The 20,094-nt window shown below is 58.4% G+C and carries 20 protein-coding genes and 1 tRNA gene; 6 read left to right on the top strand and 15 right to left on the bottom strand.

Annotated elements, in window-relative coordinates:
- The first annotated feature begins 161 nt into the window (after positions 1-161).
- The 4 genes from HMPREF3148_RS05305 to HMPREF3148_RS05320 all read left to right on the top strand — a co-directional run bounded on the left by HMPREF3148_RS05305 (position 162) and on the right by HMPREF3148_RS05320 (position 5,905).
- Positions 162-1,145: an ABC transporter permease gene (locus HMPREF3148_RS05305; RefSeq protein ID WP_049063363.1), complete on the top strand. Its 984-nt coding sequence runs from the start codon at positions 162-164 to the stop codon at positions 1,143-1,145.
- Complete coding sequence (locus HMPREF3148_RS05310; RefSeq protein ID WP_046645804.1) at positions 1,146-2,252, top strand: ABC transporter permease; 1,107 nt, start codon at positions 1,146-1,148, stop codon at positions 2,250-2,252.
- A complete protein-coding gene (locus tag HMPREF3148_RS05315; RefSeq protein WP_049063362.1) occupies positions 2,249-4,153 on the top strand; it encodes an ABC transporter ATP-binding protein in 1,905 nt (634 codons plus the stop codon). The genes HMPREF3148_RS05310 and HMPREF3148_RS05315 overlap by 4 nt, the downstream gene beginning before the upstream one ends.
- A 78-nt stretch (positions 4,154-4,231) precedes the next feature.
- Positions 4,232-5,905, top strand: a complete 1,674-nt coding sequence (locus HMPREF3148_RS05320; protein WP_049145138.1) for an ABC transporter family substrate-binding protein — start codon at positions 4,232-4,234, stop codon at positions 5,903-5,905.
- 85 nt (positions 5,906-5,990) lie between these two features.
- Here the strand turns inward: HMPREF3148_RS05320 and HMPREF3148_RS05325 are convergent, their stop codons facing one another.
- The 7 genes from HMPREF3148_RS05325 to HMPREF3148_RS05355 form a co-directional block, all read right to left on the bottom strand.
- On the bottom strand, positions 5,991-7,112 hold the full coding sequence (locus HMPREF3148_RS05325) for an SPFH domain-containing protein (protein ID WP_070508836.1): 1,122 nt from the start codon (positions 7,110-7,112) through the stop codon (positions 5,991-5,993).
- A gap of 173 nt (positions 7,113-7,285) precedes the next feature.
- Complete coding sequence (locus HMPREF3148_RS05330; RefSeq protein ID WP_070420573.1) at positions 7,286-8,530, bottom strand: alpha/beta fold hydrolase; 1,245 nt, start codon at positions 8,528-8,530, stop codon at positions 7,286-7,288.
- A 69-nt stretch (positions 8,531-8,599) separates the two neighbouring features.
- Positions 8,600-9,469, bottom strand: a complete 870-nt coding sequence (pflA, locus tag HMPREF3148_RS05335; protein ID WP_049145143.1) for a pyruvate formate-lyase-activating protein — start codon at positions 9,467-9,469, stop codon at positions 8,600-8,602.
- 3 nt (positions 9,470-9,472) lie between these two features.
- Positions 9,473-9,724 (bottom strand): autonomous glycyl radical cofactor GrcA2, encoded by a 252-nt coding sequence (gene grcA2, locus HMPREF3148_RS05340; protein WP_005531071.1) that lies wholly within the window; start codon positions 9,722-9,724, stop codon positions 9,473-9,475.
- Between the two features lie 59 nt (positions 9,725-9,783).
- Complete coding sequence (locus tag HMPREF3148_RS05345; RefSeq protein ID WP_005531072.1) at positions 9,784-11,874, bottom strand: pyruvate formate lyase family protein; 2,091 nt, start codon at positions 11,872-11,874, stop codon at positions 9,784-9,786.
- Between the two features lie 369 nt (positions 11,875-12,243).
- Positions 12,244-12,834, bottom strand: a complete 591-nt coding sequence (locus HMPREF3148_RS05350; protein WP_070508837.1) for a hypothetical protein — start codon at positions 12,832-12,834, stop codon at positions 12,244-12,246.
- Positions 12,835-13,111: 277 nt separating this feature from the next.
- Positions 13,112-13,193: transfer RNA gene (locus tag HMPREF3148_RS05355), tRNA-Leu, on the bottom strand.
- A 194-nt stretch (positions 13,194-13,387) separates the two neighbouring features.
- On the opposite strand from HMPREF3148_RS05355, the gene HMPREF3148_RS05360 reads away from it, so the two are divergent.
- On the top strand, positions 13,388-13,837 hold the full coding sequence (locus tag HMPREF3148_RS05360) for a hypothetical protein (protein WP_046645809.1): 450 nt from the start codon (positions 13,388-13,390) through the stop codon (positions 13,835-13,837).
- 11 nt (positions 13,838-13,848) lie between these two features.
- A complete protein-coding gene (locus HMPREF3148_RS05365) occupies positions 13,849-14,199 on the top strand; it encodes a DUF3817 domain-containing protein (RefSeq protein WP_049063349.1) in 351 nt (116 codons plus the stop codon).
- A 147-nt stretch (positions 14,200-14,346) separates the two neighbouring features.
- Here the strand turns inward: HMPREF3148_RS05365 and rdgB are convergent, their stop codons facing one another.
- The 8 genes from rdgB to clpS all read right to left on the bottom strand — a co-directional run bounded on the left by rdgB (position 14,347) and on the right by clpS (position 19,988).
- Entirely contained in the window at positions 14,347-14,958 is a 612-nt protein-coding gene (rdgB, locus tag HMPREF3148_RS05370; RefSeq protein ID WP_049152120.1) for an RdgB/HAM1 family non-canonical purine NTP pyrophosphatase, read from the bottom strand.
- Complete coding sequence (gene rph, locus HMPREF3148_RS05375) at positions 14,952-15,680, bottom strand: ribonuclease PH (RefSeq protein WP_049192603.1); 729 nt, start codon at positions 15,678-15,680, stop codon at positions 14,952-14,954. The genes rdgB and rph overlap by 7 nt, the downstream gene beginning before the upstream one ends.
- A gap of 22 nt (positions 15,681-15,702) precedes the next feature.
- Positions 15,703-16,470 (bottom strand): MBL fold metallo-hydrolase, encoded by a 768-nt coding sequence (locus HMPREF3148_RS05380; RefSeq protein WP_049063347.1) that lies wholly within the window; start codon positions 16,468-16,470, stop codon positions 15,703-15,705.
- A 141-nt stretch (positions 16,471-16,611) separates the two neighbouring features.
- Positions 16,612-17,388, bottom strand: a complete 777-nt coding sequence (gene murI / locus HMPREF3148_RS05385; protein ID WP_070508838.1) for a glutamate racemase — start codon at positions 17,386-17,388, stop codon at positions 16,612-16,614.
- Positions 17,388-18,080, bottom strand: a complete 693-nt coding sequence (locus HMPREF3148_RS05390; RefSeq protein ID WP_070508840.1) for a rhomboid family intramembrane serine protease — start codon at positions 18,078-18,080, stop codon at positions 17,388-17,390. Before HMPREF3148_RS05390 ends, murI begins: the two co-directional genes overlap by 1 nt.
- Before the next feature lie 13 nt (positions 18,081-18,093).
- Positions 18,094-19,080, bottom strand: coding sequence for a P1 family peptidase (locus HMPREF3148_RS05395; protein ID WP_049063344.1), 987 nt, complete (start codon positions 19,078-19,080; stop codon positions 18,094-18,096).
- Positions 19,081-19,083: 3 nt separating this feature from the next.
- Positions 19,084-19,620, bottom strand: coding sequence for a DUF2017 domain-containing protein (locus HMPREF3148_RS05400; protein WP_005531083.1), 537 nt, complete (start codon positions 19,618-19,620; stop codon positions 19,084-19,086).
- Between the two features lie 17 nt (positions 19,621-19,637).
- Positions 19,638-19,988 (bottom strand): ATP-dependent Clp protease adapter ClpS, encoded by a 351-nt coding sequence (gene clpS, locus HMPREF3148_RS05405; RefSeq protein WP_083280983.1) that lies wholly within the window; start codon positions 19,986-19,988, stop codon positions 19,638-19,640.
- Positions 19,989-20,094: the final 106 nt, after the last annotated feature.

Consider the following 20,094-nt stretch of genomic DNA (forward strand, 5'->3'; position numbering starts at 1 on the left):
CAAACTTTAAAAATTTGAACAAATAGGCGGCCAACCCTTTTCCAATTTCCTAGTATCAACTTCAGCGAAATTGATAGCCAAGTCACATTTCCCTCACGTATGTGCCGAAGGGCTCAAAGACGCAACTCTCAACTGTCGTCTCTGCGAACGGAACCCACCCGATGTTCAAATACATCCTGAAGAAGACCGCTAGCTGGTTGCTAGTTATCTTCCTCGCGACCAACATCGCCTACTTTCTCGCGGCAACCTTCCTTGATCCGCGTTCGAATTACATAGGCCGCAACCCGCCTCTTCGCCCGGAAGAAATCTCCAATATCCTCCAGCCATTGGGTCTCGACCCAGAAACGCCCCTCCTTGAGCGCTGGTGGAACTGGTTTAGTGGGATTTTGTTCCACTGGGACTGGGGCAGCTCCCCTTTGGGAGACCCAGTCAGCGCCCAGATCGGCCACCGTGCGCTCGTGTCTGCCCAGCTTCTCCTCCTAGCAACCGTGCTTTCTGTTGTCATCGGTGTTGGTTTGGGTGTCTACACCGCTGCGCGCCAGTACAAGGCTGCTGACCGCGTATGGCAGGGTGTTTCGATTATCACGATGAACACCCACGTCGTAGTTGCTTCCATCCTGGTGGTTGCAGGTGGCCTTTGGTTAAACCGCGTGACTGGCCACCGCGTCGTCTACGTCACCGGATCTGCTAATCCGGACATCACTGGTTTTATCCCCAAGCTGATTGACTACGCCCAGCACCTTGTCCTTCCCACCATCTCCCTGGTCGTCATCAGCTACGCCGGCTACCACATGATGCAGCGCACTCTCCTGCTGGACAACCTCAATGCCGACTACGTTCGCACTGCCCGCGCGAAAGGGCTAACCCGTGCCCAAGCCATCCGCAAGCACGCGCTAAGAACCTCCATCATCCCGGTGGCAACGTCAGTTGCTTTCTCCGTGCCCGGAATCTTCACTGGCGCGATCATGACCGAGCAGATCTTCGCTTGGAAAGGCATGGGCCAGTACTTCATCGAAACCATCAGCCGCAACGACGTCAACGGCACCACCGCGGTCGCCGCCTTCGGCGCAGTGATGATTGCATTCTCAGCAATTCTGGCCGACCTCGTCGTTGTTGCACTCGACCCACGAGTGAGGGTGAGCTAAATGTCTCCAGAGAAAAAGTCCACGACTCCTCGCGCTTCGGCACGTCACTCGGAACGCCACCGGCGAAACGACCTCGCTATCGACTCCGCGGCGGATAACCTCGGTGTTCGCCCACACGCCGCCACCGCCGACTTCAGCATGGCCTCGGAGCCAAGCGCCCAATCTGCACTGGCTTCCGGTGTTGATGTCGATGATGCCCAACGCCGCCAATTCACAGGCAACGACGGAGACGAAAAGGAAGAGGTCTTCCGCGGCACGTCGAAGCTGAAGCTGTACACGCGGCGCTTCTTCCGCAACAAGTTCGCTTTAATCGGCGCACTCATCTTCCTGCTTCTAACCTTGTTGGCTCTCTTCGGCGGCTTTGTTGCGAAGTGGCCTTACGACGAGCCTGACTTCTTAAACCTCGCCACAGGACCTTCGCCGGAGCACTGGTTTGGCACCACCGATTCCGGTAACGACCTTTTCGCCCAAACCGTTCATGGCTTGGGGCGCTCGCTCATCATCGCGTTGGTCGTCTCCATTGCCACGACCGTCCTTTCGGCGCTCATCGGCGCTGCCGCAGCCATGTACGGCGGACGCATCGAAAAGGCGATTCTGGCTATTATCCACTTCTTGCTCGCCATCCCGACCTTCCTGCTCATCGCCCTCGTGGTGGCGGATTCCGGCGGCGATTGGAAGCTGCTCATCGTGGTCCTCATCGCCTTTGGCTGGATGTACCCCGCCCGTGTTATTTGGGCGATGGCGCTGTCCGTGCGCGAAAACGACTACGTGCGAGCGGCCGACTACATGGGCGTATCGCGCTTTCGCACCATCGTTCGCCACATCGTGCCCAACATCGGATCGCTGCTCATCATCCAGTTCGCACTGGGCGTCGTGAGCACCGTCATGTCAGAAACAGCACTGTCCTTCTTGGGTTTGGGCGTGAAGCTTCCCGACGTCTCTTTGGGCACGCTGCTTTCCGTCGGCGCCAACGCCGTCGAATCCTCGCCTTGGCAGTTCTACTTCCCAGCGGGCGTGCTGACCCTACTCACTGTGTCCATGGCATTCATCGCGGATGGCCTGCGCGATGCCATTGACCCCAACTCGAACTCCGGAGGCCGAGCATGACAACGCCTACTACCCCATTGCTGCAAGTCCGCGACCTCGCCGTCACCTTTCCTTCTGAAGCTGGTTCGGTCCATGCTGTCCGTGGCGTCAACTTCGATCTTCTGCCAGGGCGCACCCTCGCGATTGTGGGTGAATCCGGCTCCGGAAAGTCCGTGACGTCGATGGCCATTATGGGGCTTTTGCCTGGCTACGCCAAGGTTGAGGGCTCTGTTAAATTCCAGGACACTGAGCTGATCGGAATGTCCGACAGAAAGATGTCCGAAATCCGTGGCCAAGACATCGCCATGATTTTCCAGGATCCGCTCTCTTCGCTGACTCCCGTCTTTTCCATCGGTGACCAGCTCAAGGAAGCCATCCAGATTCACCGCTCACTGTCGGATAAGGAAGCCGAGCAAGAGGCCATCCGCCTTCTGGATTTGGTGGGTATCCCCGAGCCTGAAAAGCGCATCAAGTCCTTCCCGCATGAATTCTCCGGCGGTATGCGCCAGCGCGTGGTCATCGCTATCGCGATGGCCAACAACCCCAAGGTCATCATCGCCGACGAGCCAACCACCGCTCTCGACGTCACCATCCAGGCGCAGATTCTTGAGGTCCTCAAGGTCGCTCAGCGCGAAACCGGCGCTGCGGTCATCATGATTACCCACGACATGGGAGTCGTCGCGGGCACGGCAGATGACGTCCTCGTCATGTATGCCGGGCGCGCCGTCGAATATGGCGACGTAGACACCATCTTTAGCAACCCCAAGATGCCCTACACGGTGGGACTGCTCGGCTCTACCCCACGCGTGGATAAGTCAAGCGACCAGCCCCTCGTACCGATTAACGGCACCCCGCCGCGCCTCATCGAGATTGTGCCGGAATGCTCGTTTGCTGCCCGCTGTCCCGTGGCGCAGGAAGGCTGCTGGAAGCAGGAGCCTGAATTGCGTGCACTTGACGACGCCCCGCGGCACGCCGCCGCTTGCCTGCGCTCCGATGAGATCAATCAGGGCAGCATCGGTGGCGAGCGAATGTACCCGCTGCCACAGATTTCCCCCGATGCCCTAGGCGATACCCCGTATGACGAGCGCCCCGTGACCCTGGAGGTAGAAAACCTCGTCAAGGAATTCCCACTCATCAAGGGCGCCATCCTCAAGCGTCGCGTGGGCACCGTGCATGCGGTCAACAACATCAGCTTCACGGTGCACCAAGGCGAGTGCTTCGCCATCGTGGGCGAATCCGGTTCCGGCAAGACCACCACCTTGCTCGAAATCATGGATCTTAACCCACCTAAGGGTTCCACCATCGTTGTTAATGGCACCGACACCTCCGGTCTTAGCAGCTCAGCTCGCCGCAGCCTGCGCAAGGACATCCAGATCGTCTTCCAGGACCCAATGAGCTCGCTGAACCCGCGCATGACAATCCGCGAGATCATCGCGGAACCGCTGGAATCGCTGGGCTATGACGGCGACGTCGGCAAGCGCGTGAGCGAGCTCATGAAGCTCGTCGGCTTGGAATCCCACCAGGTAGACCGCTTCCCAGGGCATTTTTCTGGTGGCCAGCGTCAGCGCATCGGCCTGGCCCGCGCACTGGCTACAAACCCGTCAATCATCGTCCTCGACGAGCCAGTATCTGCTCTGGACGTATCCATCCAGGCCGGCATCATCAATCTGCTGCATGACCTGAAAAACCGCCTGGGTATCTCCTTGGTCTTCGTGGCTCACGACCTATCCGTGGTGCGCAATCTTTCCGACAAAGTCGCCGTCATGTACAAGGGCGACTTCGTGGAATACGGCGCCACCGACGAGGTCTTCGATAACCCGCAGCACGCGTACACCAAGGCGCTGCTGTCCGCTATCCCTATCCCGGATCCTGCCGTGGAACGCAACCGCAAGCGGGTGATCTACGAGGAACATGCCTCTTAGAACCCCCGCGCTCGACCTAAAACTCAATATTTCATCTCTTTGTAATTCCTCCCCCCTCCCACAAGGAAGATTCGAACCATGAACCTAAAACTCCGTAATGCTACGTTGGCGGTCATCGCTGCCTCCGCTCTCGTCATCTCCGGCTGCTCTAGCAGCGATTCAGAATCCTCGGGCGAAGCCATCGACGTCAAGCTCGACGGTTCCTACAATCCAAAGGACCGCTCCGAGCTGAAGGAAGGCGGCGAACTTCGCCTGGCACTGGATGAGATTTCCCAGCAGGAAAACCCATTCCACGCTGACGGCACCCGGTATACCAGCGACGTGTGGAAGTACTACAACCCGCAAATCGGGCTTTTCGACGGCTCCGGTGAGTTCCACCCCAACAACGACTACATCACCGACATCAAAGAAGAGGAGAAGAACGGCAAGACCGTCATCACCTACACCATCCACGACAAGGCCCAGTACAACGATGGCACGCCGATTGACTGGAAGTCCTTCGAGCACACCTGGAAGTACAACAACGGCGAGGATAAGTCCCTCAATGTCTCCAGCATCGAAGGTTACAATCTCATCGAGTCTGTGACCAAGGGCGAGACCGACAAGCAAGCTGTGGTCACCTACAAGCATGCATACCCATGGTGGCAGGGCCTGTTCAACTTCTTGCTTCCTCCGCAGGTCGACTCCGCCGAGAAGTTCAACAAGGCATACCTGGGCAAGCTGCGCCCAGAGTGGGGTGCTGGCCCGTACAAGGTCGACAATGTCGACTTCGTCGGTGGCACGGTTTCCTTCGTGCCAAACGAAAAGTGGTGGGGCGACAAGCCATTCCTCGACAAGGTCACCTACCGCCAGATGGAAGACCAAGCTTCCATCAATGCCTTCAAGGCAGGCGAAATCGATGCCACCGGCGTGGGCAATAAGGATCGCCTAGCTGCGGTTAAGGGCATGAATGACATTGAGATCCGCACCGCAATGATGCCTTCTAACTCCCTGATTGTTTTGAACTCTGGCAACGAGATCCTGAAGGACATCAAGGTCCGCGAAGCAGTGCTGACCGGCATCGACCGCTCCCAGCTAGCCGCTATTCGCTTCAACGGTCTCGACGGTTACAAGGAAGAGCTGCCGGGCTCCCTCAACCTCTATCAGACCCAGAAGGGCTACGAGGACAACTTTGGTGCCGTCGTGAAATTCGATGCCGAAAAGGCCAAGTCGCTGCTGGACGAAGCCGGCTGGAAGGAAGGAGCCGACGGAATCCGCGAGAAGAACGGCAAGAAGCTCTCGCTGCGCTATACCATGCTGGGTGACAGCTCCATTATCAAAGCAATGGCCACCGCAACGCAGAAGATGCTCAAGGACATCGGAATCGATCTGAAGGTCGAAGAGCGTCCTTCCTCCGATTTCTCGGAGATCGCCACCAAGAAGGATTTCGATATCTTCCCGATGGGGTTCACCGCCGGCGATCCATTCGGCGTCGCGTACTTTGGTCAGGTCTACCGCTCCGACTCCGAGCTGAACAAGTCCGGCACCGGTACCCCGGAGATGGATAAGAAGATCGAGGAGCTGGCCAAGATCGCAGATCCTGACGAGCAGATCAAGAAGGGCAACGAGCTGGAGCGCGAGGCCCTGTCCACCTATGGCATCATGCCTATCTACAACGGCCCGGCCATGGTCGCTACCAGCCCGAAACTAGCTAACTTCGGTGCTGCTTCCTTCGCTGTACTCGAGGTCGAAAACATCGGCTACACCGAGTAAAACCTCAGCCGCAAACAATAAGCTGGCTCCACTCGTTGACAATGAGTCATTTGGTGGAGCCAGCTTTTTTGTCTTAGTAATCGCCCTAGTTATCGCCCTTGAGCTGGTTACGCAGCTCGTCGAAATACTGGCGTGCCGTCTGCGGTGTATTGCTCTGTGGTGCACCGCCGGAGTACGGCGGCTGCTCAATAGCTTGAGCGCTCTGTTGGGCTTGCTGCTGCACCTCGCGCGCCGCCTGCTGCGCGCGCTGCGTCTTCTGCGCACGCAGCTGCTCCAAGCGCTCGCGCTGCTCGCGGTCGAGTCCACCAGAGGCTTCGTTGTTAATAGCCTGAGTCGACAGCAGTACGTCGCGCATGCCGCCGAAGAGATCCTGCATGCCACCTGGGTTGGACGGCATGTAAAGGACGTTGGTGTGGGAGCGATCAGCAACATCAACCATGGCGTCCAGGTACTGGGAAACCAACATCAGGGTCTCTGGGTTTTCCTGAACGCCTGCAGCACGCAGCATCTCGTACTGCTGCGCGATACCCTCAACAATTTCCTTACGCTGCTCAGCCACGCCGCGACCCTGCAGCTTCTTAGCCTCAGCGGCACCTTCGGCTTCCTTAACCACGCGAATCTTCTCCGCCTCAGCCTGTGCGATAGCCGCCTCACGCTCACGCTGCGCAGCGTTAATGGAGTTCATCGACTCGCGCACGCGGGTATCCGGACGAATATCGGTAACCAGGGTGTTCACGAAGTGCCAGCCATATGCAGCCATGTTGTCGCGCAGCGACATCGCAACGTTCTGCGCGATGGTGTCCTTCGAAGAGAAGGAATCATCCAGGTCCATGTTCGCCACGGAGGAGCGAACGTTGTCCTGGACATAAGCCACGATCTGCTGTTCGTGGTTGGAGAGCATGTAGTAGGCCTCGCGCTCACGGCCTTGCACAACCTCGTATTGGACGGCGACCGGAATCTGTACGAAGACGTTGTCCTTGGTCTTGGTCTCCACCATGACATCGAGCTGGCGCACCTGCAAGCTGATCTTGTCGCGCACGCGATCAACCCACGGCAGCTTGAAGTGCAGGCCAGCGTGCGCCACGGTCACGAACTTACCCAGGCGTTCCACAATGGCAGCCTCACGGGTGCGCACGATGTAGTAACCATCGAAAATGGTCAAAACAATCGCCAGCAGCACAACACCAACAAAAAACATTCCGAACATTGGTTCTTCCTCTCGTCCATTTTTCGTTCAATTCTTGATTCCTCCTCACCTTTCCACACCTTAAATAAGTGCGCGAGCGGGAAAGAAAAATCTTAATGAAACTGCTATCGAACAAGACAAGGGGCTAGGCAGCGGGGACCGACCCCGGGGGCCGGCCGGCGCAAACGGGCGTTCTAGTGGTCATCAACCAAGCGGAAGAGCTCGCCCAGAATGCCCTCGCCGTCGTGGCCGATTCCGTTGTGTTGGAACTTGTTGGTCACCATTGGGCGCAGGTCACGGTAGGCACTAGCGGTCTGCATCGACTCTTCGAAGGGCACGAAGATGTCATCCAGATAGACAGCTGCGGCGGCCTGCACTTCGGCGTTGCCCAATGCCGCGGCGTCGTAAGGCGCGGCGTCCCACTCAAGCTGCGCCAACGCTTCTGCCGAATCCTTGAAGGCAAGCAGCGCCGGATCCTCATCGAACTGCCACGGGAAGATGTGCTCGCCTGTCAGCCACGTGCCTGACTCAGCAAACTCCGGGAACTCCTCGCGCACGCGGTGCGCCGCCCAGCCCGTGACGTGCTGGCCGCCCACACTGCCATAGATGGATTCGTGGATGGCCGCATACAATGGCCCACCCTGGAAGCTCACGCGAGCACCGACCTCGTGGAGGAAATCGGAGCGCAAGCGCTTCTCCCCACCCACGGTGCGGAAAGGCTCCTCAAGCAGGTAGCCCAGGGAATCGAATCCGGAGCCACGGCCCAGCTCGATGCCGATGGTGCGGAAGCGAAGCGAGCTCAAGCGCTCCCCAGTAGGCAAAACCTCCTGCGAGTTGTCCAGGTGATCGATGATTTCCGCGATGCGCTGCTGCGCGAAAGGTACGTAGTCGAAGAAGCGCTGTTGGCGCATCTTGAGCTTGGTGAACGTGGAACGATAAAGATCGTCTGCGCCCTTGTCCAAGGTCGGGAGGCCGCCGGTCAGGAAGGCCTTGTCCACAGACTCGGGGAACAAGGAGACGTAGCTCGTGATGCAAAATCCGCCAAAGGACTGGCCGAACAAAGACCACTTGTCGATGCCAAGGTACTCACGCAGCCGCTCCGCATCGCGCACGATGTTGTCCTGGCGCAGCAGTTTAAGGCGCTCGACGCTTAAGTCGGCGGCGTCGGAAAGCTCATCAATGCGATGGCTGCGGCCGGTGCCACGCTGGTCCATGAGGATCCAGCGGTAGCGCTCCAGGCCCTTGCCGATGACACCTGACGCCCCCAGTGGACGCGGGGCTGGGAAGCCTGGCCCGCCCTGGTTATAGAGAATGGCGGGCTTATCCGGGTCACCGATTTCACGAGCATAGAGCTCAAACGTGCCCTGTTGCGGGTCGTTGTAGTCCCACGGGACGGAAAGTGTGTGCTCTTTTACTGGGTATCCAAATCGACGAGTCATAGATAAAAGTTTAGCGCCGCACCATAGTGGCGCAGCGCTAAAAGCTTTTCTTATTCAGGGAAGACTCGTTTAGTAAACGGTGAATCCCTTCGCGCGGAAGACGTCACGAATTGCTTCGATGTCCTCCGGCTTTGGCGGCTTCGTGTCTTCCAGCGTGTACGGATAGCCCAGTTCATGCCACTTATCAGCACCCATGTTGTGGAACGGAAGCACCTCGATACGCTCGACGTTGTTGCTCCAACGCCCCACGATCTCAGCGACGTTTCGCACGTTTTCAGGGGAATCCGTAAGTCCTGGAACCACAACAAAGCGGATCCACACCGGCTTACCCATCGCCGACAGCCGGTCACCGAAGTCGATAGTCGGCTGCAGCTCGCGGCGGGTGACCAACTTGTAGGTTTCCTCGTCACCAGATTTGACGTCGAGGAGGACGAGGTCGATGTTTTCCAGGTCTTCGTCCCGCAGACGGGAGCCCAAGAAACCGGAGGTATCGATGGTGGTGTGAATACCAGCATCGTGGATTTCCTTGAGCACACGTCGCGTGAACGCAATCTGGAACAGCGGCTCGCCACCTGAGATGGTCAGTCCGCCACCGGAGGCTTTGAAGATGGGCTTGTAGCGCTTGATGCGCTTGACGACGTCCTCGATGCGCTCGAGGGTGCCCACCTTCATCTCCATCGTGTCAGGGTTGTGGCAGTACTGACAGCGCAGCGGGCATCCGGACATGAACATCGTCATGCGAGTACCGGGACCATCGACGGAGGTTACTAGCTCCCAGGAATGTACGAGGGCGATGTCGCCAGTGCGACGTGCCTCCATGAGCTCTGGGCGCTTGATCTCGTCGAGGGAGTTATCGGTACCTAGGCCGGCGGCCGCTCCGCGCACCTTCTCGCCCGCTTGGGGGTCGAGGTGCACCACTCCAGTAATGCCATCAGCCATTGTTTATGAACCCTGGTGGAAGGTACGGGAGATGACGTCGAGCTGCTGCTCCTTGGTGAGCTTGACGAAGTTCACTGCGTAGCCGGAAACACGAACGGTCAGGTTCGGGTACTTCTCTGGGTGCTCGACAGCGTCCTCGAGGGTTGCCTTATCCAGAACGTTGATGTTTGCGTGGTAGAGACCTGAGTTCATCTGGTGCTCGTCACGGTTTGCCTTCATGGCTGCAAGACGCTCGTCGAAGGTTGGGGTTGCCATGGTTTTCTCCTTGAAATTGGTTGAGGTTGGTTTGGGAAACTTGATTGACTGCGGGTGGCTTACTCGGACTCCATGATGAAGCCTGCATCCAGAACGCCCACCAGGTTGTCGATGCGCTCCTCCGGAGTGCGGCCGAGACCAGACGGGGTGATGGTGTTGGTCAGCGAGATGCCGTCCAGCGCATCCTTGTAGTCCAGCTTGCCCACGGACAGCATGGAAGCGACCATGCCGTGGCTGTCGGCGCCGTTTTCTGGGTTAGCACCTGGTGCGAACGGGGTACCAGCCTTGTGGCCGGATGGGAAGGCACCGGTTGCCTTGCCGTAGACCACGTTGGAGGTAATGGTCAGAACGGACTGGGTTGGGATTGCGTTGCGGTACATCGGGATGGCCTTAATCTTTGCCATCACGGTGTGGACGATGGTGGCGGCGATGTCATCGGCGCGGTCATCGTCGTTGCCGTAGAACGGGAAGTCGCCCTCGGTCTTGTAGTCCACAATCAGGCCGGTCTCGTCACGCACTGGGTAAACCTTTGCGTACTTGATGGCGGACAGGGAGTCAGCAACGATGGACAGACCTGCGATGCCGCAGCCCATGGAGCGGACGATGTTGGAGTCGTGCAGAGCCATCTCGATTGCCTCGTAAGCGTACTTATCGTGGCAGAAGTGGATGATGTTCAGTGCCTCGACGTAGGTACCAACGACCCAGTCCAGCATCTCTTCGTACTTCTTCCAGACTTCGTCGAAGTCCAGTGGGCCGTCGCCCTGGATTGCGTCGTAGCCTTCGACGACCTGCTTGCCGGTGACCTCGTCACGACCGCCGTTGATGGCGTAAAGCAGGGCCTTTGCAGCGTTAACGCGAGCGCCGAAGAACTGCATCTGCTTGCCAACTTCCATCGGGGAAACACAGCAAGCAATCGCTGCGTCATCGCCCCACTGCTCACGAATCTGCTTGTCAGACTCGTACTGGATGGAAGAAGTGGTGATCGAGATGTGCGCACAGAACTTCTTGTAGCCCTCTGGCAGTGCTGGGTCCCAGAAGATAGTGATGTTCGGCTCTGGTGATGGGCCAAGGTTGACCAGGGTCTGCAGCAGACGGAAGGAAGTCTTGGTGACCATGTGGCGGCCGTCGTTGCCGAAGCCAGCGTCGGACCAGGTTGCCCAGTATGGGTCACCGGAGAAGATCTGGTCGTAGTCCTCGGTGCGCAGGAAGCGGACGATGCGCAGCTTCAGGACGAGCTGGTCGATGATTTCCTGTGCATCCTCTTCAGTGATGAGGCCGGCTGCGAGGTCGCGCTCGAAGTAGCAGTCGAAGAATGCGGACAGGCGGCCGATGGACATTGCGGCGCCGTCCTGGGATTTGATGGAAGCCAGGTAGCCGAAGTAGGTCCACTGGACTGCCTCATGAGCAGTCTTTGCAGGGCCGGAAATGTCAAAGCCGTAGGACTCTGCCATGATCTTGAGTTTCTTCAGGGCCTTGATCTGCTCTGCGTGCTCTTCACGGTAGCGTGCCCAGTGCTCGCTGAAGCCCAGGTCGCCGACCTCGTGCTTCTTAGCTTCCTTTTCGGCGATGAGGTAGTCAACGCCGTAGAGGGCGACACGACGGTAGTCACCGATGATGCGGCCGCGGCCGTATGCGTCAGGCAGACCGGTGATGATGTGTGATGATCGGGCAGCGCGGATGCGCGGAGTGTAGATGTCGAAGACGGCATCATTGTGGGTCTTGCGGTAGCGAGTGAAGATCTTCTTGATCTCAGCCTCTGGCTCCTTGCCCGCTTCGCGGATGGCCTGCTCGACCATGCGCCAACCACCGTTCGGCATCATGGCACGCTTCAACGGGGTGTCGGTCTGCAGCCCGACGATGACGTCATCGTCCTCTGATATGTAGCCGGCTGGGAAAGCGTCGATGTCGGTTGGGGTGTGAGTGTCGACATCGAAAATGCGCTTTTGGCGCTCTACTGACAGGTAGTCCTTTTCGAGGGTGTCCCACGTGCGCTGAGTCTTTTCGGTTGGGCCCGCGAGGAAGGAAGCGTCTCCATCGTACGGAGTGTAGTTGCGCTGGATGAAGTCCCTGACGTTGATGCCTTCAGCCCATGGGCCAGGCTCGAATCCCTTCCAGGCTTCAAACTGCAGCGGTTGCGTTGCGGTGGTCACTGTTGTGACTCCCTTCTTGTTTGACACGTTTCATTCAAGTGAGTCGGGGCGCCTTGCCGCTGTTACCTGTCACTGTGTTCCACGCGTTTCCTGCCGGAAACTTTGGTCTCACCTTCTAAGCGACGAGCGCCTCTTGTCTCCAAGTTTAGAAGCCGTGACTGCACCCCTCCTACTTGAGAAAATGTGCAACAGGGCACATCCGTAACAAATCAGCCCCCTTGCAGGTCACCCATTTTAAAAAAGACGAATATACCGTTTATATCGGGGGTATTTTGCCCCCGAACGTGAGTTTCCACACGTTAAATTGATAGATTTTTTATCATCAAAACGAGCAAAGGGTCGCCGTAGCGACCCCATCATTTTCCACTCCTACTTGAAGCTAAACTCCAGCTCAGCATTATTATCTACTGACCTAATGATTCCCGTGTAGAAGTCTTTTGCCTGGTCCTGCAAGACACCCCGGTTGTCCGAAATGTTCTGTTTTTTCTCACCTTCGTCAAGAATTTTCGAAACCGTATCGGCAGCACCGAGCTCGGGGGTAATCCAGCTAAGAGCACCATTATCGTTGACGGCGGTCTTAAAATGCTCATCGGAGTGGCCAATGAAAATGAACCTCGGGATGGTCACTTTGTAGGCGTGCTCGCCGGTTTGCTCGACTTTTACGTCCTTGCCTTCGATTCCAAGTTTGGCCTTGTAAGAGTATTGCACGAACTGGGTACGGTCAGTCCACGGAATACCGACGCCGAGTACCTCTTTATTCGATGGTTTTTCGGCCAAGCCCTCGATACCCAGGCTAAGCAGCACAACCTGTTCTTCCCGTTCCACAGACTTGATAACCTGTGTGTTCAACGCATCCCCCTGGGTGCCAATGATGCCCTTGTTCTGCAAAATTGCAACTCCGCCAAGCGCTACTACGGCGACCAAAAGAATGGCAATCAGGGCTGTCTTGAACTTTTTCATCGGTTTACTTCCTCACTGTCAGTGAATTGGCGGCCGTCTTTCCCGTGGCGGGCAATCGCAGCACGTACTTGGGATACGCGCCGAAATGCGCACGGGGAGGTCAGCAAAGTTTGTTATCCATTGAGGTCAACGACGCCCCATCTCTTCCGATTTCCCATCGGACATAGTTGTGGTCTATTCGTTACTAAACGGACATAAAAAAGCGCTAGATTCTGCCCTAATCCGGGCACAAACCGGGCACAAACAAAGACCCCCGCAACAGTGCGGAGGCGTGCTGTGCGCCCGGAGAGACTTGAACTCTCACGTCATAAGACACTAGAACCTAAATCTAGCGCGTCTGCCAATTCCGCCACGGGCGCATTCATTACATTGGAACCACCACTCCACTCAAGTGCGGGGAGGAGTACCGCAATGCAACTGCGACAGTAGTTTACACACTGATTTCAGTATCACTAAACCCAGGCACGCGCGGGGACGCACCCGTTCCTTCTCACAACCGTGCGCTGCCCCACAATCGTGCAGGCTAAAGCATAAATCCACTTTTCCCAAAACAATGGGTAGGCTATTACGGGTGAGCAATGACAGCATGCCGAAAAAGCAGAAGTTGAAGGTGCGATGGTGGCATATCGTCCTCATCGCTTTTTTCGTAGTGCTCTTTTTGTTCCTCGCCTACTGGCAGTGGACCCGCTTTCGCTCCGGGTCGGGCACATTCCAGAACTTGGGCTATGCCCTCCAATGGCCGCTCTTCGCAGTCTTTGTGGTCTACGCCTACAAGACAGCACTGAGCTACGAGAACGAGCGTATTGAGGCTGAAAATGAAGCCTCCGCCATGGGCATTACCGACTATAAACATGAAGCGGCAGCCGAGAAAGAAAAACGCGGTGAGGTCACGAAGATAGATGAGGACTTCCTTCCGCAGCGTCCGCAGATGGACGTGGAGACTTTCAATGCCATGAACCAACAGCGCCGCAAGCGCGGCGCCGCCTACGATGATCAGTTTTAGAAAGAGAATCCATGACTAACCAAGTTCACCCAGACCGCCAGGCCCGCATCCGCGGCCCGCTGAAGTTCTTCTCCATCGCGGCAACGGTCACCGGTATTTTCCTGCTCATCCTCGTAGCCCGCATGATCCTGCAGTACATCGTCGGCGTCGAGATTCCGCACTGGGCCACCTACATCGCGCAGGCCCACGGCCTCGCGTACATGGTCTACTTGGTCTCCATCTTGATCCTCGGACCACGTGCACTGTGGCCGGCGGGCAAGCTCATCACTACCGCCCTCGCTGGTGTTGTTCCTTTCCTCTCCTTCTGGATGGAGCACAAGCGCCGCCTCGAAGTCACAGAACAGTTCCAGCTCAACCGCTAATACCAGCGCGGCTATGAGCACCGTTTCCGTGCTCAAGCATGACTGAGCGTTAAAGCACACAAAACTTAAAATAAGCAGGGAGGCTCCGGCTAGCGCCGGTGTCTCCCTGCTTTTTGTTTTGCGAAATTAGTGCTTGCAGCCTGCTTACTAGTTGATGGCTGCGAGCTGAGCGATGATGTCGGTGAGCTGCGCCAGCGCACGGCCGCGGTGAGAAACCGCGTTCTTTTCCTCGGGGCTCATCTCGGCGGAGGAACGCTGCTCGCCTTCCGGCTGGAAGAGCGGGTCATAGCCAAAGCCGTTCTCGCCCTGCGGCGCGCGCAGGAGGGTCCCTGGCCAGCGCCCCTCGGCAACGTACTCCTTGCCGGCTGGCGTCACGAGCGCGCAAACCGAAACGAATGCAGCTGCCCTACGCTCGTCAGGAACGTCGGACATCTGCGCGAGCAACAGGTCATTGTTCGCCTGGTCGTTGCCGTGCTGGCCGGACCAGCGTGCCGAGAGCACGCCCGGCATACCGTTGAGTTCTTCGACGGCGATACCCGAGTCATCCGCAATCGTGGCGATACCAGTATTGGCAACGCCAGCACGGGCCTTAATCAGTGCATTATCAGCAAACGTGCGCCCGTCCTCCACCGGTTCGTCATACGCTGGCACAGCGGAAAGCGACAGCAGTTCGACGCCTTCGATTCCCGCGTCTGCGAGGATGCGTTCGAGCTCTCCTAGCTTCTTCTTGTTATTCGAGGCGACAAGGAGCTTTACCATCCCAGCGCTGCCTTCTGTGCCTCGATCAGCTCCTCGCAGCCCTTCTGCGCCACATCGAGCATGGAGTTCAGCTCGTCGCGGCCGAACAGGCCGTGCTCGCCGGTGCCCTGAATCTCTACGAAGTCACCGCCTTCCTGCATGACCACGTTGAGGTCAACTTCCGCGCGGGAGTCCTCCTCATATGGCAAGTCCAGGCAAATCTGACCGTCGATGATGCCCACGGAAACCGCAGCAATCGGGTCCAAGAGAGGCTCACCAGGGACGACGCCCTCGGACTTCAAGTACTCAATCGCATCCGCCAAGGCCACATAAGCACCGGTGATGGACGCGGTGCGGGTACCACCATCAGCCTGGAGCACATCGCAGTCGAGCTGAATGGTGTTTTCACCCAGCTCAGAAAGGTCCACGGCGGCACGCAGGGATCGACCCACCAAGCGGGAAATCTCGTGGGTGCGCCCCTTGACCTTGCCCTTCATGGACTCACGCGGCATGCGGTCGTGGGTGGCAGCCGGCAGCATGGAGTACTCAGCGGTCAGCCAGCCTTCACCGGAATCCTTCTTAAAGCGCGGCACACCGAACTCCACGGAGGCAGTGCACATCACGCGGGTGTTGCCGAACTCAACGAGCACGGAGCCCGCCGGGTTGGTGGTGAAATTACGGGTAATGCGAACGCTACGCATCTGGTCGAGCGCGCGACCATCGGCACGAGAAAAATCAGTCATGCCCACCACCCTACCGGCTTAGCTAGAGCTCAAACTCCATGCCCGGCGCGCCCAGGATGATCTCCCCCTTGAATTCCGCTTGCGCAGCACGCAACGTTGCCGCGGTATCGCCCCAAGGCTGCAGGTGAACGAGCACCAGCTTTGCGACGCCGGCCTCACGTGCCACGCGTCCCGCTTCCGCACCCGACATGTGCATGTTCGGGGCCTTGCCCTCAGAGGTCTCGCCCCAGGCGGCTTCGCAAAGAAACACATCGGCGCCCCGTGCGGCGTCGACAAGCGCAGGCGTAAACGCCGTATCCCCAGAGTAAGCAATGGTCTTGCCCGTCTTGGCATGTTCCATGCGCAACGCATACGCCTCAACTGGGTGGATGACCCTAAAGGGCGTCATGTAGACGTCATCGAGCAGCTGACGCTCGCGGTCGATCCACGGGGAAAAAGCGAAGGTATCCGACATGTCGTCGACGCCATCGACCTCATCAGCGGACAAGCGCCCCAGATGGCGAGGCGCATGCTCCGGCCCAATGCAGAAGTTGCGTGAAGCCGCAGGCGCGGTGGGATGGAAGCGGCGCCAGACCATCAGGGACGGAAAGTCCAGGCAGTGATCAGCATGGAGATGGCTAAAGGTGATGTGCGCATCGCAAGGATCCTGCACTTCTTGGAGGCGAGCAAGCGTGCCCGGGCCCATGTCCATCACGATGGATGGCGCGTCCGGGAAGGACACAACGTATCCGGAGGCAGCGTTTCCCGGAACGGGAACTGAGCCGGAACAGCCAAGAATCGTCAGCTTCATGGGTTCAATAGTTCCACGAAACCTTCTCGATTGCTGGATTTGGGGTGAAAAAGACCTAAAGCAGTCTAAGCAGCCACAGGTCACATTTCTAGGACAGGCGCCTGCCTGCAACACCGGGCTCACGCACGTGAGCCGTGCATTTTAGATCTGCGGGCCTAGAAAACGCGTGGCCAGGCGGGAGAAAGTCTCTGGGTCTCCGGTGGACTCAAACTTGCACACCGCTTCTTGTCCCTCCGGCGCCAGCATGTCGGTCTCCGTCAAAGTTCGCATGACGTCCTTGGCCGTTTCCTCCGCAGAGGAGACCAAAGTGACGTTGTCCCCCATCGCCAACTGAATAACGCCGGTCAGCAACGGGTAGTGGGTACATCCCAGCACCAATGTATCCACGCCTGCGGACTGCAGGGGCGCAAGGTAGCCCTCGGCGACACCTAGGATCTGACGCCCGGCGGTAATGCCGCGCTCAACGAAACCGACGAAGTCAGGGCAGGCGACGGCGTGGGCCTCCACGTGCGGGTTAACGGCAAAGAGGTCCTGATAAGCCCCGGAGTTCACGGTGCCTTCGGTACCGATGACGCCGATCTTTCCGTTACGGGTCGTGGCAATCGCGCGGCGCACTGCCGGGCGGATGACCTCCACCACCGGGATGTCATAGCGCTCGCGAGCATCGTGTAAGAAGGCCGCAGTAGCTGTGTTGCAGGCGATGACGATCATCTTGCAGCCGCGCTCCACCAGCTCGTCAGCGATCTTCGTGGAGAGCTCGCGCACCTCCGCGATGGGACGCGGGCCATACGGGGAATGCTCGGTGTCGCCGATGTAGATCACCGACTCGTTGGGCAGCTGCTCAATAATCGTGCGCGCCACGGTAAGTCCGCCCACGCCCGAGTCGAAAATTCCAATAGGCGAGGTTGCGTCCGGCATTAGCGCTTCGCCACCTTTACCGGGTCATCCGATGTGATAGTCATGCCGGCAATCACGCCACCAATTGCACCGAAAAGGTGGCCCTGCCAGGACACGCCTTCATAGACCGGCAGCACGCCCCACACCAGGCCGGAGTAGGCAAAGCCGAGAACCACGCCCAGTGCCGTTTGCGAGAAGGAACGGTTAAACAGGCCGCGGATAATAAGGTAGGCCAGCCAGCCATAGACCAGCGAGGATGCGCCGATGTGGGAGGTACCCGGCCCACCCAGCAACCATGTGCCGATGCCGGCGACCAGTACGGTGATAATGGTGACTTCCCACCAGGCCTTGCGTCCGGACAAGCCGATGAGGAAGCAGAAGATTGCGCCCGGCACGGAGTTACCGATGAGGTGCTCGAAGTTCGCGTGCAAGAGCGGGGCGGTAAAGATGCCCCAGATGCCGTTGAAGTCGAGGGGGCGAATGCCGTAGTTCGACAGCGCCCCGCCGAAGATGAGGAAGTTGATTATCTGAACGAGCCATTCCACTACGAGGAAGCCCACGGCGAGGCTGATGCCGGTGCGGATGCGGCCACCGCGCGTGTAGTTCTTCGGGTCGCCGCGATTTGTGCGCACGGGCGAAGAAGCGCCGTGGGGCTGGTTTGCCCCGAAGGCTGAATTAGGGAAGGAATATCCAGAGGTGCCACCTGAAGTCATAATGGCAACAACTCTAGTCCAGCAACGAAGAATAGGTCTCTAATCCCAGGCCAGGCTTAGCTTTCACGATTGCCGCAACGATTGCTTGTTCCACGGCTTCGGCCGCAGCCTGGCACAGCGCCGCCATGGTTGGGGTGTCGACGCCCCGCGTTGCGGTATCTGACGCCGTCGACAGTGCAAAGAGCGTATCCCCGTCCAGCGGCGAGTGCGCCGGGTGAATCGCGCGTGCGATTCCATCGTGCCCTGTCAGCGCCAAGCGCTTGGCTTGGGCCTTGGTCAGTGGGGCGTCGCAAAGCACAGCTCCGATGGTGGTGTTGAGCTTGGACTCCGCCGGGTGACGCAGCGCCGCGAAACGCTCCAGGTTCACCGCCTGCTCATCTGGGGCGCCGAACAGACGGCCTGTGCGCGGGTCCACGACACTACCGACCGGATTGGCCACCACCACGGCACCCACAGCGAAGGTCCCCTGCAGGGTTTCCACTGGCAACTCGGCCAAGCCAAAGCCGCCGCGCATCTTTCCGGCGGTTGCGCCCACTCCCGCGCCCACGGTTCCGGTTGACGCATCATGCTTGGCGACGGCGCGCTTTACCGCCTCCGCGCCATCTTCAGCGGTGGGGCGCTCGTCACCCAGTAGCAAATCAAAGATGACCGCGCCGGGCACGATGGGAACGCGCGGACCTGGCTTGCCCTCGCCAAGGACCGGGAAACCAATTCCCTGGGATTCCAGCTCGCGCATAACGCCGTCAGCAGCAGCCAAGCCAAAGGCCGAGCCGCCCGCCAACGTGATGGCATGGACGCGCTCGACGGTATTGTGTGGTTCCAGCAGATCCGTCTCGCGGGTGCCTGGTCCGCCGCCACGCACATCGATGCTAGCGACCGCGCCTTGCGAGCCACAGTACAGAACCGTCACGCCCGTGTTGTTGTGGCTGACGTGGCCAATCGACACTCCGGTGGGACCAAAGAGGCCGGACGTTGTGGCAGGCGATGGTACGTCAGACACTGTCTATCCCATCAACACTTGGAGAAGGGAATCCTGGCAATAAGCCAGCCATTCCACCAATGTGTCGCGGTCATCCTGCATCGACTCCTCGGGGACGTCACCGGCGGCAACGAAAAGGCGCAGATCATTGAGACCAATCAGGAACGCATGCGCTTCCTCTTCGGAGATCGTGACCTCTACCCCACCGGTTGGGCCGAGTGCGGCGTTGATGACCTGCAGGTTCTGTAGCTTCGCACGGGCGATGTCATTCTCGTGCAAGGAACGCAGCAGCGAATTATCGCCGTCGTATTCTTCGTCCCCAGGTTTTTCAAAGTCTGGGAACAGGCGCGCCAGGGAAGGATCCTCTGGAGCTTCTGTGTGGCCGGTGGGCATGTCCAGCATTTGTGCCAGTTCGTCCTTGGGGGCGGACTGTGCACGGGCGATGATTGCTTCCGAGACGGTGGCCGTGAGATCACCTAAAACCTCGCGCTCCATGGGCTCCAAGACGGTGGTGAACTTGGCCGCACGCATGAGCGACTTCTTCTTTTTCCAAGCCTGCATTAGCTGTAGTTACTCCCTTAGCCCGCCTGCTGCATCGTGGCCCAAAGGCCAGCGATCTGGAGCTTTTTGACGTCGGCTTCTACTTTGTCACGCTCGCCCGTGGACACCGCGGCTTTACCCTCGGTGTGGACTTGCATCATCAGCTCATTGGCGCGTTTTTTGTCATAGCCCAGAACCGTCTGAAAGACGTAGGAAACATAGCTCATCAGGTTGACTGGATCATCCCAAACGATGCACATCCAAGGCAGGTTTTCGCTGGATGCAACATCGACCTCAATGGCCTCATCCAGTTCAGGAGTAGCCATCGGTGACCCGAGGCGGACTCCACCGCCTGGCAGGGCAACTAATTGGGCAAAGTGCGGATTCATGCCCTCTACCCTAACCAATTTTCGCCCCCGACATTGAAAATTCACGATAGACTGACGGGGATTCTCACTGTATTTCATGTTTCCCCGAGCTTCAGGAATACCCAAC

This window comes from Corynebacterium sp. HMSC05D08, from assembly GCF_001807215.1.
Classification (GTDB): domain Bacteria; phylum Actinomycetota; class Actinomycetes; order Mycobacteriales; family Mycobacteriaceae; genus Corynebacterium; species Corynebacterium striatum.

Coding starts and splice junctions, on each gene's coding strand:
- HMPREF3148_RS05390 (WP_070508840.1), bottom strand. CDS start 18,080: ATGACTTCAGGTGGCACCTCTGGATATTCCTTCCCTAATTCAGCCTTC.
- HMPREF3148_RS05320 (WP_049145138.1), top strand. CDS start 4,232: ATGAACCTAAAACTCCGTAATGCTACGTTGGCGGTCATCGCTGCCTCC.
- HMPREF3148_RS05305 (WP_049063363.1), top strand. CDS start 162: ATGTTCAAATACATCCTGAAGAAGACCGCTAGCTGGTTGCTAGTTATC.
- HMPREF3148_RS05360 (WP_046645809.1), top strand. CDS start 13,388: ATGGGTAGGCTATTACGGGTGAGCAATGACAGCATGCCGAAAAAGCAG.
- HMPREF3148_RS05380 (WP_049063347.1), bottom strand. CDS start 16,470: ATGAAGCTGACGATTCTTGGCTGTTCCGGCTCAGTTCCCGTTCCGGGA.
- HMPREF3148_RS05400 (WP_005531083.1), bottom strand. CDS start 19,620: ATGCAGGCTTGGAAAAAGAAGAAGTCGCTCATGCGTGCGGCCAAGTTC.
- grcA2 (WP_005531071.1), bottom strand. CDS start 9,724: ATGGCAACCCCAACCTTCGACGAGCGTCTTGCAGCCATGAAGGCAAAC.
- HMPREF3148_RS05350 (WP_070508837.1), bottom strand. CDS start 12,834: ATGAAAAAGTTCAAGACAGCCCTGATTGCCATTCTTTTGGTCGCCGTA.
- HMPREF3148_RS05325 (WP_070508836.1), bottom strand. CDS start 7,112: ATGTTCGGAATGTTTTTTGTTGGTGTTGTGCTGCTGGCGATTGTTTTG.
- rdgB (WP_049152120.1), bottom strand. CDS start 14,958: ATGGTAAAGCTCCTTGTCGCCTCGAATAACAAGAAGAAGCTAGGAGAG.
- HMPREF3148_RS05330 (WP_070420573.1), bottom strand. CDS start 8,530: ATGACTCGTCGATTTGGATACCCAGTAAAAGAGCACACACTTTCCGTC.
- pflA (WP_049145143.1), bottom strand. CDS start 9,469: ATGGCTGATGGCATTACTGGAGTGGTGCACCTCGACCCCCAAGCGGGC.
- murI (WP_070508838.1), bottom strand. CDS start 17,388: ATGCCGGACGCAACCTCGCCTATTGGAATTTTCGACTCGGGCGTGGGC.
- HMPREF3148_RS05315 (WP_049063362.1), top strand. CDS start 2,249: ATGACAACGCCTACTACCCCATTGCTGCAAGTCCGCGACCTCGCCGTC.
- clpS (WP_083280983.1), bottom strand. CDS start 19,988: ATGAATCCGCACTTTGCCCAATTAGTTGCCCTGCCAGGCGGTGGAGTC.
- HMPREF3148_RS05365 (WP_049063349.1), top strand. CDS start 13,849: ATGACTAACCAAGTTCACCCAGACCGCCAGGCCCGCATCCGCGGCCCG.
- HMPREF3148_RS05310 (WP_046645804.1), top strand. CDS start 1,146: ATGTCTCCAGAGAAAAAGTCCACGACTCCTCGCGCTTCGGCACGTCAC.
- rph (WP_049192603.1), bottom strand. CDS start 15,680: ATGACTGATTTTTCTCGTGCCGATGGTCGCGCGCTCGACCAGATGCGT.